Source organism: Aquimarina sp. AWH4_224, from assembly GCF_056160245.1.
Genome location: NZ_JBSWWU010000009.1, coordinates 168797 through 181158, shown reverse-complemented (window position 1 = coordinate 181158; position 12362 = coordinate 168797). Strand labels below are relative to the sequence as shown.

Below are 12362 nucleotides of genomic sequence, written 5' to 3'. Positions count from 1 at the left end.
AGATGAATTTTAAATACCTATTAGGAGTCATCTTATCAATCCCCCTTTTACCGATCATGTATTTTCAAGGGAAACGCATAAGAAAAGAAGTCCCTTCATTACCTGAAGCAAAAGGAAATCATGGTAAAGTTACCTTACCTACAAGTAAACATTTAGATATTCTTATTATCGGAGAAAGTACAATGGCCGGGGTTGGAGTCGCAACCCATGAGGAAGGTTTTTCTGGAACCTTGGCAAGTGAATTAGCCTCCCATTTGAACGCAAATATCACCTGGAAAGTATATGCCAAAAGCGGATACACAGCCAAAATGGTTTCTCAAAGACTTATCCCTAGAATCAAAGACCAGCATGCAGACGTAATCATTATAGGATTAGGAGGAAATGATGCATTTACCCTTAACCGTCCGAATAAATGGAAACATCACATTCAGGAATTAATTCATATCTTACAAACTAGATATAAAGATAGTATCGTTGTCTTTACTAATATGCCACCTATCAAAGAGTTTCCAGCTTTTACCCCTGCAATAAAATTTACGATAGGAAATCTTGTAGAAATATTAGGAGAAGAATTGGCAGCATTAGTATCAGAGTACGATAATGTATATTATCAGGAACAGATCGTCACTATTGATAGCTGGAAGCAAAAAATGAATATTAATGAGGAAGCTAAAGATTTTTTTAGCGATGGAGTTCATCCTTCAAAGTTAACCTATCAAACATGGGCTAAAGATTTTTCGAACTTCATAGTAAGTCATAAACAAATAATGGCACGACTTGATTCCTTAATGCAAGAATAATATGAATACAGAAATTGCAGGATTAGTTTTTGATTTCGGGATGCTGGTCTTAATCTGGATTGTTCAGCTGGTGATTTATCCCGGCCTTACATTTTATCAAAGACCAGATTTAATGCGATGGCATAAACAATATGTAAATAGAATTACATATATCGTAATGCCGCTTATGATTGGCCAATTAAGCTTGGCAATTGTAAAAGTAATTACTCATTTCGACATCATACATCTATTTCTTTTGATACTCATTATTGTGGTTTGGATGCAGACGTTTTTTCAATTTGTTCCGATGCATAACAGGATTTCTTTTGGTGAAGTGGATGAGTATTCGATCGCACGAATAATACAGAAAAACTGGTGGCGTACTATACTTTTAACGATTGTGTTTTTTGTGCATTTATTGAAAATCGTATTTTGAAATAAAACCACCGTACCAAAGTAATCTTTGCTAAAACAAATGAAAACACCGCTGCTTATATTTAATGAAAATGGTATTTATTGCGAAGCAGCAGACGTGTATATTGATCCCTGGAGAAAAGTAGATAAAGCGATTATTACTCATGGCCATGCCGATCATAGCCGTTGGGGACATAAACAGTACATTACACATCATGATAATGTTCCTATTATCGAACATCGATTAGGAAATATTTCGGTTACGGGGATCGGATATGAAGAGTCTTTTATGATTAATAATGTGAAATTCTCTCTCCATCCAGCAGGCCATATTATTGGGAGTTCGCAGGTACGAGTAGAACACCAAGGAGAAGTATGGGTGTTTACCGGGGATTACAAAATAGAAGACGATGGTATTTCTACGCCTTTTGAGCCTGTTCAATGTCATACCTTTATTACAGAATGTACTTTTGGTTTACCCGCGTTTCGATGGGTTCCGCAAAAGGAAGTTTTCGCAGATATCAATAGCTGGTGGGCATCCAATCAATCTGAAGGGAAAACCTCGGTATTGTTTGGGTACACCTTGGGTAAGGCACAACGGTTACTCAAACATCTGGATACTTCAATTGGTAAGATATACACTCATGGTGCCGTTGAAAATATGACCAACGTGATTCGGCCTATGGCCGATTTACCAGAAACCACATTAATTACAGCCGCAGTTTCCAAAGAAGAATTGAAAGGCAATATTGTAGTTGCTCCACCAAGTGCCCATGGAAGTACCTGGATCCGAAAAATGGTGCCTTATGAAACCGCTTCGGCAAGTGGATGGATGACCTTTAGAGGAGCACGTCGCAGAAGAGCTATTGATAAAGGCTTTGTACTTTCTGATCATTGCGATTGGCAGGGATTGTTAGATGCTGTAAAGGCCACGGGTGCACAGAAAATAATAAGTACCCATGGGTATACCGATATTTTTTCAAGGTATTTGAGGGAGCTGGGATACGATGCCAGAACAGAAAGAACGCAATATGAAGGAGAACTCAATGAACTGGAAGCAAAAAAAGAAAGTGAGGTGGACGGATGAAACGTTTTGCCGAATTGATCAAAAAGCTAGATAGTACCAATAAAACGAATGTAAAGGTGGATGCGCTTGCCTCTTATTTCAAAGAAGCAGAAGATCCAGATAAGGTGTGGACCATTGCTATTCTCTCCCATAGACGCCCGCCAAGACCTGTAAACACTACTTTATTACGTTCATGGGCTTCAGAATTATCAAGTATTCCACTTTGGTTGTTTGAAGAATCGTATCATATCGTTGGAGATTTGGCAGAAACCATAGCACTGGTCGTTCCTTCTTCAGAACAACATACAGAGAAAAGCCTGACCCAGTTTTTACAAGAAATTTTAGCGCTTAAAAAGAAAGAGGAACCTGAGAAAAAAGAGTATTTACAAGATAACCTTAGAGAACTCAATTATTACGAACGTTTCGTGTTCACCAAATTGATCACAGGTGGTTTTAGGATAGGAGTAAGTCAAAAGTTGATGACCAGAGCCTTATCCAAAGCTACACAGATCGACGAAGATATTTTGGCGTACAAATTAATGGGGAATTGGGATCCTAATACTATTTCTTTCCATGATTTGGTGATAGCAGAACGGGCTCAGGACTATTTGTCAAAACCCTATCCGTTTTACCTGGCCTATGCCGTAGAAAATGAGGTTTCAGAATTGGGGAATGTACAGGATTGGAGTGTAGAGCACAAATGGGATGGGATTCGAGCACAGCTTATCATTCGAGATGGGCATCTATTTGTATGGAGTAGAGGAGAGGAACTCGTTACTGACAAATATCCCGAGTTTCATCAATTTATAGATCAGATTCCTGATGGAACAGTAATAGATGGAGAAATTTTGCCATTCCCAAATGGTCAGATAGGAAGTTTTAATGACTTACAAACCCGAATCGGAAGAAAAACTGTGTCTAAAGCACTATTGGCCAAAACTCCGGTGGTCTTAAGAGCGTATGATCTATTAGAATGGAATGGGAAGGATATCCGGCAAGCACCTTATGATCAACGTAGAGAAATATTAGAAAAACTGCACAAGGAATATACCTCCAATTACAGCAATACCGACAATCTCACCTTTCAACTTTCGGAAAAAATGTATTTCGATTCCTGGGCAGCAGTAGAAAAGGAAAGAGCCAAATCCAGAGAGAAACATAGTGAAGGGCTGATGTTAAAACGAAAAGATTCTCCCTATCAAGTAGGCCGTAAAAAGGGAGATTGGTGGAAATGGAAAGTAGACCCTTTAACCATAGATGCAGTGCTCACTTACGCCATGAGAGGTCATGGTCGAAGATCTAATCTATTTACCGATTATACTTTTGCTCTTTGGGATCAGGAACAAAGAGAGCTGGTCACTTTTGCAAAGGCCTATTCTGGATTGACCGATGCAGAATTCAAACAAGTAGATGCATGGATCAAAAAGAACACCGTAGAGCGTTTTGGCCCTGTACGTAGTGTTACTCCAGAATTGGTTTTTGAAATTGCTTTTGAAGGTATTGCACTATCCAAAAGACATAAAAGTGGTATTGCTACTCGATTTCCTCGTATTTTACGATGGAGGCAGGACAAAAAGATAGAAGAAGCCAATACTCTAGAGGACCTAAAAGCAATGATCCCATCCAAGGAGTAGACTATGAATAGAAAAGAATTACAACATATTGCAGCGGATTGGTTTGAGACGCAAGGTTGGACTCCTTTTGCGTTTCAAAAACAAACATGGACTGCCTTTTTACAAGGGAAACATGGATTGCTCAATGCTCCTACGGGTAGTGGTAAAACCTATGCACTTTGGGTAGGTATTGTATTGGATTATATAAAGAGAAATCCAAATTACGCTTCCAAGCATAAAAAAGGCCTGAAAGCGATCTGGATTACTCCCTTAAAAGCATTGTCTATAGAAATCAAACAGGCAGCAGAACGTTTTGTAGAAGGAATTGATGTCCCATTAACCGTAGGAATCCGCACAGGGGATACCGAACAAAAAGTGAGAGCCGCCCAGAAAAGGTCCATGCCAGATTTATTGATTACGACTCCAGAAAGTTTACATCTTTTGCTAGCCTCCAAAGACTATGATAAAATGTTTAAAGAGGTAACCGCAATTGTTGTGGATGAGTGGCATGAGTTATTGGGCAGCAAACGAGGAGTACAAATGGAATTAGGGATTTCTCGCTTAAAGACTGTTGCACCAAAACTTCGTATTTGGGGAATTTCGGCAACCATTGGTAATTTGGATCAGGCCAAAGAAGTGCTCTTGGGGCCTCAATCTGAAGCGTTTAAGAATTCGATGTTGATCAAGGCAAATATTGCCAAAAAAATCAAGGTAAAATCCATCATTCCCAAAGAGATGGAAACTTTTCCGTGGCGAGGGCATTTGGGATTACATCTTCTGGATGAGGTGGTTCCAATTATTAAGAATAGCAGAACAACCTTGCTTTTTACTAATACCAGAGCCCAATGTGAGATTTGGTTTCAAAAAATCCTGGAACGGTATCCCGAATTTGCAGGCGAGATCGCGATGCATCATGGGAGTATTAACAAAGAAACCCGAATTTGGGTAGAGCATGCGATTCGAGATGAAGTATTGAAGGCAGTGGTATGTACTTCAAGCCTGGATTTGGGAGTAGATTTTGCTCCTGTAGAAACCATTATCCAGATCGGAGGACCCAAAGGAGTAGCAAGATTTATGCAAAGAGCCGGGCGTAGCGGGCATCAACCAGGTAAAGAAAGTGTGATTTACTTTTTACCTACCCATGCGATCGAACTTATCGAAGCTTCTGCCTTGCAAAAAGCAGTGGTGAAAAAAGAGATCGAAGATCGTATTCCATATCTCAATTGTTTTGATGTTTTGGTACAGTATCTTACGACTTTGGCCGTATCCAACGGCTTTTACCCAAAAGATATATTACCCGAAATAAAGAGCACTTTTTGTTTCCAAACCCTAACCGAAGAAGAATATCAATGGGTACTCAATTTTATTACGATAGGTGCTCAGAGCCTACAGGCCTATGATGAATACAAGAAGGTGGAGATCGAAGCTGATGGGAAATTTAAGGTAAATAGCAGAGGAGTAGCGATGAGACATCGTTTGCAAATAGGAACTATTGTGAGCGATGCAATTATGACGGTTAAATATTTAAAAGGAGGATACCTGGGATCTATCGAGGAATGGTTTATTTCAAAACTAAAACCGGGAGATGTATTTACTTTTGCAGGTCGTAATCTCGAGCTCTTTAAGGTGAAAAACATGCAGGTTTTAGTAAAAAAATCTACCCAAAAGACGGCCAAAGTTCCTAGTTGGATGGGGGGACGAATGAGTTTTTCTTCAGAAATGAGTGAATTGTTGAGAGAAGAGCTCTACCTGGCCAACGCAAGCTCAGGGAAATCAAAAGAGCTAAGAGCCTTATCCCATATTTTTGAAAGGCAACAAAGAGAAAGTATTATCCCTGGTCCAGATCAGTTTTTGATCGAAACCTTTAAAACCAGAGAAGGTTACCATGCGATTTTCTATCCTTTTGAGGGGCGTTTTGTGCATGAAGCGCTAGGGAGTTTATTGGCCTATCGTATCAGTTTATTATCCCCAATTAGTTTTTCTATTGCCTTTAATGATTATGGGTTTGAGCTATTATCTGATCAACAAATAGACATGCAGCAAGTGTTGGATAATGATCTTTTTACTACTCGTTTTTTGCATAGCGATTTGCGAAAGAGTTTGAATTCGACAGAGATGGCTAGAAGAAAATTCAGAGATATAGCGGTGATTTCAGGATTGGTATTTACAGGTTATCCTGATAAAATGCTGAAAAGCAAGCACCTTCAATCCAGTTCACAGTTGTTTTTTAATGTATTTAGAGATTATGAGTCGGATAATTTGTTGTTTCAACAGGCTTTTACAGAAACCTTTGCCCATCAATTAGAAGAAGGACGACTACAGCAGGCGATGGAACGTATTGCCACACAAAATATCATCTGGAAAGATTGCAAGAAGCCAACTCCTTTTTCGTTTCCAATTATTACTGATCGTCTGCGTGAGAAGTTGTCTTCAGAAAAATTAGCGGATCGCATCAAAAAAATGCGAGTACAACTCGAAAAATAGTAGTTTTGGATGTGTAATGGAAACCGCAAACCTACATATTGATACCCAGAATTTTGAACTTCACCCCAGTGGTGCTATGTATTGGCGTGAGCAAAACTTGCTTTTAATTGCTGATGTGCATTTAGGAAAGGTCACTCATTTTAGAAAACACGGTAGTGCAGTACCTCAATCTGTGATTGCCGAGAATTTTGACCAATTAAATGAGGTCAACACCTATTTTCAACCCAAAACAATCTGCTTTTTAGGGGATTTGTTTCATAGTTATTTGAATAATGAATGGATATTGTTTTCAGAATGGGTAAAGTCCATGTCGGCAAAAATCATACTGATTGAAGGGAATCACGATGTAATATCGCCTTTGAAATATGAAGAATTACAGATCGAGGTCGTCGATGAATTAATGGTAAATACCCTATTTCTTACACATCATCCCGAAACTCGTGATGGGTTATTTAATATCGCAGGGCATATCCATCCTGGAATTCGTTTAAGAGGTGTTGCAAAGCAATCCCTTACCGTATCCTGTTTTGTAAAAAAGTCCAACCAATTGATCTTGCCTTCTTTTGGGAGTTTTACGGGTAAATATATCATGGATATTGAAGAAGGGGATCAGATTTTTGCAGTTACCGATGATGAGGTAATACGTATACAATAGTTATTTATTCTGTTAAAGGTGAATCAATCCCTTCTTTTTTGTTTAACTATTCATTAAATTTGTTAAACAATGTTTTGCTGATGAAAAAAAGTAACCTTCCCCAAAAAACCTGCATTGTTTGTAAAAGACCTTTTACCTGGAGGAAAAAATGGGAAAAAGTATGGGATGAGGTAAAATATTGTAGTGAAAGGTGCAGAAGAAACAAAAAAATGGCAGTATGAGTAAGACGGGACTGGTTTGGTTTAGAAATGATCTACGCACAAAAGATAATACTTCGTTACAAAAAGCGGTGTCGGAGAACACGAATGTGATCGGGATTTATTTCTTTGATCCTAGACTTTTTGAAACTGATAGATTTGGGTTTAGGAAAACCGGAAAGTTCAGGGCCAAATTTCTACTAGAATCTGTTTCGGAGTTAAAGGAGAACTTAGCACAACTCAATATACCATTGTTTGTTTATCGACAATTCCCCGAGGATGTATTACCACAGTTTTTTGAAGATAGAGACATGGCTGCAGTATATCTGCAAAGAGAATGGACTCAAGAAGAAAGTGACGTCCTGGCTGCAGTCAAAAGTTCATTGAAACATTATACTGTTGATTGGTTTGAGCACTACGATCAGTTTTTGTTTCATCCAGAAGATATTCCTTTTGGAATAACAGATGTGCCAAAGGTGTTTACCAATTTCAGAAAGAAATGCGAGAAATATAGCAAGGTGAGATCAGAAGTGGATATCGAAAAACTTCCTGAGGCTAATATGATTACAAATGATACGGTACTTCCCTCCTTGGTTGATTTGGGTTTTGAAGCATTTCAACCAGATCATAGATCAGCATTTCCTTTCAAAGGGGGCGAGAAAGAAGGGTTACAACGAGTCACCTCGTATTTCTGGGACACAAAAAAGCTATCGTATTACAAAAAAACCAGAAACGGATTGATTGGTACTAATTATAGTTCAAAATTATCTGCATGGCTGGCAAATGGCTGTATTTCGCCGCGAACTATTTACCATGAGGTAAAAAAGTACGAGCAACAAATTGCAAAAAATGATTCGACCTACTGGTTAATTTTTGAATTAATATGGAGAGATTTCTTTAAATATATCTCTCTGAAATATGGAAATGCAATTTTCTGGCAAAAAGGAATATTAGAGCGTTCGTATGATTGGAGTAACAACAAGGAAGCTATACAAAAATGGATAGATGGAGAGACGTTTGAACCTTTTGTAAATGCCAATATGCTGGAGTTGAAGTATACAGGATGGATGAGTAATCGAGGCCGTCAGAATGTTGCCTCATTCTTTGCCAAAGAATTGGAGTTGGATTGGAGAATTGGAGCGGCATATTTCGAATCGCTTTTGATCGATTATGATGTACATAGTAATTACGGTAATTGGATGTATGTAGCTGGAGTAGGGAACGACCCCAGAGATCGAAAATTTAATATAAAACTACAGGCAGAGCGCTACGACCCCCAACAAAAATATCAAAGCATTTGGCTTCAACCTACATTATTTTAATATGGTATTACGATTAATTCTTGGTGATCAACTCAATCAGCAGCATTCCTGGTTTCAGGATATTGATGAAGAAGTATGTTATTTCATGGCCGAGATGCGTCAGGAAACAGATTACGTAAAGCATCATATTCAGAAAGTAACCGCTTTCTTCTTGTCGATGCGTAATTTCTCAGAAGGGTTAAAAAATCAAGGATTCGATGTCATTTATTATACACTTGATGATCCCAGAAATCAACAAGATTTGGTAAAGAACCTTTCGCAAATTATCAAAGAAAAAAACATTGCCAGATTTGAGTATCAATTACCAGACGAATACCGTTTGGATCAACAATTGAAAGGTTTTTGTGATAGTATTGATATAGATACCAATACCAATGCCTTTGATACTGAACATTTTTTGACATCTCGTACTGATTTTGAAAACTTTTTTGAAGGGAAAAAGCAATATGTGATGGAATACTTTTATCGCTACATGCGCAAGAGGTACGATATCATGATGTTGGACGCCAAAAATCCAGAAGGAGGAAAATGGAACTTTGATCAAAGCAATCGAAAGAAATGGACAGGTACTCCTGAAATTCCAAATGAGAAAACCTATAATCACGATGTTGCATCTATTGTCAGTTTGATTAGAGATCAAGGCGTACAGACGATAGGCAATATCGACTCCAAACGGTTTAATTGGCCAATAAGTAGAGAAGAATCATTGGATCTATTGAACTACTTCTGTAAACACTTATTACAGTTTTTTGGAGATTATCAAGATGCGATGCACGAAGAGCAAAAGTTTCTTTTTCATAGTCGACTTTCCTTTGCTATGAATAGCAAGATGTTGAGTCCAAAAGAAATCATTAGTACGGTTGTGACCTATTGGAGAGAACATCAGGACGATATTAGCATTTCTCAGGTTGAAGGTTTTGTACGTCAAATTTTAGGATGGAGGGAATACATGCGAGGGATGTATTGGGCAAAAATGCCAGATTACAAAGGTTTAAATGCTTTAGATAATTACAATACACTCCCGGATTTTTTCTGGACAGCTGATACAAAGATGAATTGCATGCACCATGCAATCAAACAAAGTTTGGACGAAGCGTATGCACATCACATCCAACGGCTAATGATTACAGGGAATTACGCATTGCTTACGCAAATTCATCCCGATGCGGTAGACGAATGGTATTTGGGGATTTATATCGACGCTATAGAGTGGGTAGAAATCACGAATACGAGAGGTATGAGTCAATTTGCAGATGGGGGATTGGTGGCCACAAAGCCTTATGTGTCTAGCGGTAGTTACATTAATAAAATGAGTAATTATTGTAAAAATTGCCATTACAAAGTGTCTAAAAAAGTAGAAGATGATGCATGTCCTTTTAATGCCTTGTATTGGAATTTTTTGGATGAAAAAAGAGCTTACTTTTCATCCAACCAACGAATGCGAATGATGTTGAATCTATTGGACAAAATGGACAAAGATCAACTAATGAGTTTAAAGAAAAGAGCAAACGATATAATACAGAATGCGGATGAGTACTAATGCAAAAGAGCAGGTGAATGTAGTTTGGTTTAAAAGAGATTTGCGCTTAGAGGATAACGAAGCGATCCATAATGCAATATCTTCGGGTAAACCTACTTTACTATTGTATGTTTTTGAAAAATCATTAAAAGAAGATAACCATTACAGTGAGCGGCACTGGAACTTTATCAGACAATCCCTAATCGATTTGAATCATGAGTTAACGGCTTATAATACCAAAGTACTGGCGGTTTCTTCTGAGGTGATTCAGGTTTTTAGTACACTCCAGCAATTTTGGAAAATAGATACTGTGTTTTCTCATCAGGAAACAGGAATACGCAAAACCTATGACCGAGACAAGGTATTCAGGATATTTTGTAAAAACAATTTGATCACCTGGAACGAAAATGGTAATAATGGAATCATCAGAGGATTACAAAACAGAAGTACCTGGAGGGAAGATTTTGAAAAATACCTGACGGAACCCCAATTTGAATGTAAGGCTACCAAGGATAATTTTATCCCATTGGAGAAAATAAAAGACCTGGAAAAAGTATTTAATATCGAATCTTTGGAAGTAGATGAGGCTTCCAAATTTCAGCGAGGAGGTACCGAAACCGCTATGAGATATTTGAAATCTTTCTTCTACAAAGGGAGGTATAAAAATTATAGTTTCCATATTTCAAAGCCCGAACTATCTAGAAAAGGATGTAGTCGTCTTTCTCCTTATCTTGCATGGGGAAATCTATCGATACGTCAAGTATTTCAATATGCGATAGAATTTCGAAAAGTATCTGACAACAAAAAGCAAATTGATGCTTTTACCTCTAGATTACATTGGCAGGTCCATTTCATACAAAAATTCGAGATGGAAGATGTGATGGAATTCGAAAGTATAAACAAAGGATATCACAGACTCAAAAAGAAAGTTTCGGCAGAATATCAAAAGGCCTGGCGCGAAGGAAAAACAGGATATCCTTTGATCGATGCTTGTATGCGCTGTCTGAAGGAAACCGGATATCTCAATTTTAGAATGCGGGCGATGGTGGTGTCTTTTTTTACACATAACCTATGGCAACCCTGGCAAGAAGCGAGTGCCTATTTATCTAGTTTATTTTTGGACTTCGAGCCGGGAATTCATTTTCCGCAACTACAAATGCAAGCAGGAGAAACCGGAATCAATATGCTACGAGTGTACAATCCGGTAAAAAATAGTATTACACATGATCCGGAAGGCGAATTCATCAAAAAATGGGTGCCAGAACTGCGCAATGTTCCAGTAGAATTTATCCATGAGCCTTATAAGATGACCACCTTGGATCAAAAGTTTAACAACTTTGTGTTGGGAGAAGACTATCCATCTCCCATAGTGGATATTCATTCAACTCGAAAGACGGCGAGTAAAGCTTTATGGGACATGAAAGATGATCCTTTGGTACAGCGTGAAGCAGTGCGGATTTTGAAAAAACATACCCTTCCTGGAAGAAAAAAAATAGAATAGATGAAAGAGTTATCCATACGAGATATTGACAGAATTATAGAAATGGCATGGGAAGACCGTACGCCTTTTGATGCCATTTTATTGCAATTTGGGCTCAAAGAGCAAGAAGTAATACAATTAATGCGCCGACAGATGAAACCTTCGAGTTTTAGAATGTGGCGAAAACGTGTACAAGGCAGAAAAACCAAACATCTAAAAAAACGCTCTTTTGAAGAAGGCCGTTTTAAATGCACAAGACAAAAGCAAATAACACATAACAAGATTTCAAAGCGATAATTGGTGCATATGCGATCAATAATTATTACTTTGTAATCAAACGAGTATTATATAGTCAAGACAGATGAAAAAGAAAAAACCAGACCATATCGTATACAACGAGGAAAGCGAAAGTTATGATGCAGCCCTCAAGCCCTATGCAACAGATTTGGGAGCGCCAGTGATTACTACAAATGATACTGTTGCCTGGAAAAATACTAATATTCATAAGGTAAATAAACAAATTAAAGCTCGATACGATGAGCTCAAAGCAGCTTATGATGCCTTGCTAGAAGAATACGAGTATAACAATTTGGTATATAGTGCCAAATTTACTTTTGAACCCATTGTAGGAGAGATGTATCACTTGTATCGTAATAAGGATCAGAACCCTTTTTTATCCATCATTTCTCCAGATGAATGTACTTTTGATCACCTGGGCAGTTTTCGATTAAATGCCGACAAAATCTGGGAGAAAATGTAATTTTTACAAAATTAAACTTCGGTCAATTAGTCATTACATGTTAACCTTTTGAGGAATTCCTCATAAAGGAGTG

The 12362-nt window shown here is 38.0% G+C and carries 12 protein-coding genes; all 12 read left to right on the top strand.

Annotation, left to right across the window (positions count from 1 at the left end; all coding sequences use genetic code 11):
- Positions 1 to 2 precede the first annotated feature (2 nt).
- A complete protein-coding gene (locus ACXAGJ_RS18180; RefSeq protein ID WP_474841709.1) occupies positions 3 to 800 on the top strand; it encodes an SGNH/GDSL hydrolase family protein in 798 nt (265 codons plus the stop codon).
- 1 nt (position 801) lies between these two features.
- Positions 802 to 1215 (top strand): hypothetical protein, encoded by a 414-nt coding sequence (locus ACXAGJ_RS18175; protein ID WP_474841707.1) that lies wholly within the window; start codon positions 802 to 804, stop codon positions 1213 to 1215.
- Between the two features lie 39 nt (positions 1216 to 1254).
- The gene (locus ACXAGJ_RS18170) at positions 1255 to 2280 is read left to right on the top strand and encodes a ligase-associated DNA damage response exonuclease (RefSeq protein WP_474841705.1); all 1026 of its coding nucleotides are present in this window, start codon (positions 1255 to 1257) and stop codon (positions 2278 to 2280) included.
- Positions 2277 to 3893: an ATP-dependent DNA ligase gene (locus ACXAGJ_RS18165; RefSeq protein WP_474841703.1), complete on the top strand. Its 1617-nt coding sequence runs from the start codon at positions 2277 to 2279 to the stop codon at positions 3891 to 3893. The genes ACXAGJ_RS18170 and ACXAGJ_RS18165 overlap by 4 nt, the downstream gene beginning before the upstream one ends.
- 3 nt (positions 3894 to 3896) lie before the next feature.
- Entirely contained in the window at positions 3897 to 6356 is a 2460-nt protein-coding gene (locus ACXAGJ_RS18160; protein WP_474841701.1) for a ligase-associated DNA damage response DEXH box helicase, read from the top strand.
- A gap of 16 nt (positions 6357 to 6372) precedes the next feature.
- Positions 6373 to 7011, top strand: a complete 639-nt coding sequence (pdeM, locus tag ACXAGJ_RS18155) for a ligase-associated DNA damage response endonuclease PdeM (RefSeq protein WP_474841700.1) — start codon at positions 6373 to 6375, stop codon at positions 7009 to 7011.
- An 80-nt stretch (positions 7012 to 7091) separates the two neighbouring features.
- Positions 7092 to 7232: a DUF2256 domain-containing protein gene (locus ACXAGJ_RS18150; protein ID WP_474841698.1), complete on the top strand. Its 141-nt coding sequence runs from the start codon at positions 7092 to 7094 to the stop codon at positions 7230 to 7232.
- Positions 7229 to 8530 (top strand): DASH family cryptochrome, encoded by a 1302-nt coding sequence (locus tag ACXAGJ_RS18145; protein WP_474841696.1) that lies wholly within the window; start codon positions 7229 to 7231, stop codon positions 8528 to 8530. The genes ACXAGJ_RS18150 and ACXAGJ_RS18145 overlap by 4 nt, the downstream gene beginning before the upstream one ends.
- Before the next feature lies 1 nt (position 8531).
- Complete coding sequence (locus ACXAGJ_RS18140; RefSeq protein WP_474841694.1) at positions 8532 to 10070, top strand: cryptochrome/photolyase family protein; 1539 nt, start codon at positions 8532 to 8534, stop codon at positions 10068 to 10070.
- Positions 10060 to 11550 (top strand): cryptochrome/deoxyribodipyrimidine photo-lyase family protein, encoded by a 1491-nt coding sequence (locus ACXAGJ_RS18135; RefSeq protein ID WP_474841692.1) that lies wholly within the window; start codon positions 10060 to 10062, stop codon positions 11548 to 11550. Before ACXAGJ_RS18140 ends, ACXAGJ_RS18135 begins: the two co-directional genes overlap by 11 nt.
- Entirely contained in the window at positions 11551 to 11826 is a 276-nt protein-coding gene (locus ACXAGJ_RS18130) for a TIGR03643 family protein (RefSeq protein WP_073319090.1), read from the top strand. It begins immediately after the preceding gene.
- Positions 11827 to 11890: 64 nt separating this feature from the next.
- Positions 11891 to 12289: a DUF2452 domain-containing protein gene (locus ACXAGJ_RS18125; protein WP_474841690.1), complete on the top strand. Its 399-nt coding sequence runs from the start codon at positions 11891 to 11893 to the stop codon at positions 12287 to 12289.
- The last annotated feature ends 73 nt before the right edge of the window (positions 12290 to 12362 follow it).

Excerpts from the sequence above, each read along its gene's own strand:
- ACXAGJ_RS18180 (WP_474841709.1), top strand. The coding sequence starts at position 3 with ATGAATTTTAAATACCTATTAGGAGTCATCTTATCAATCCCCCTTTTA.
- ACXAGJ_RS18175 (WP_474841707.1), top strand. The coding sequence starts at position 802 with ATGAATACAGAAATTGCAGGATTAGTTTTTGATTTCGGGATGCTGGTC.
- ACXAGJ_RS18170 (WP_474841705.1), top strand. The coding sequence starts at position 1,255 with ATGAAAACACCGCTGCTTATATTTAATGAAAATGGTATTTATTGCGAA.
- ACXAGJ_RS18165 (WP_474841703.1), top strand. The coding sequence starts at position 2,277 with ATGAAACGTTTTGCCGAATTGATCAAAAAGCTAGATAGTACCAATAAA.
- ACXAGJ_RS18160 (WP_474841701.1), top strand. The coding sequence starts at position 3,897 with ATGAATAGAAAAGAATTACAACATATTGCAGCGGATTGGTTTGAGACG.
- pdeM (WP_474841700.1), top strand. The coding sequence starts at position 6,373 with ATGGAAACCGCAAACCTACATATTGATACCCAGAATTTTGAACTTCAC.
- ACXAGJ_RS18150 (WP_474841698.1), top strand. The coding sequence starts at position 7,092 with ATGAAAAAAAGTAACCTTCCCCAAAAAACCTGCATTGTTTGTAAAAGA.
- ACXAGJ_RS18145 (WP_474841696.1), top strand. The coding sequence starts at position 7,229 with ATGAGTAAGACGGGACTGGTTTGGTTTAGAAATGATCTACGCACAAAA.
- ACXAGJ_RS18140 (WP_474841694.1), top strand. The coding sequence starts at position 8,532 with ATGGTATTACGATTAATTCTTGGTGATCAACTCAATCAGCAGCATTCC.
- ACXAGJ_RS18135 (WP_474841692.1), top strand. The coding sequence starts at position 10,060 with ATGAGTACTAATGCAAAAGAGCAGGTGAATGTAGTTTGGTTTAAAAGA.
- ACXAGJ_RS18130 (WP_073319090.1), top strand. The coding sequence starts at position 11,551 with ATGAAAGAGTTATCCATACGAGATATTGACAGAATTATAGAAATGGCA.
- ACXAGJ_RS18125 (WP_474841690.1), top strand. The coding sequence starts at position 11,891 with ATGAAAAAGAAAAAACCAGACCATATCGTATACAACGAGGAAAGCGAA.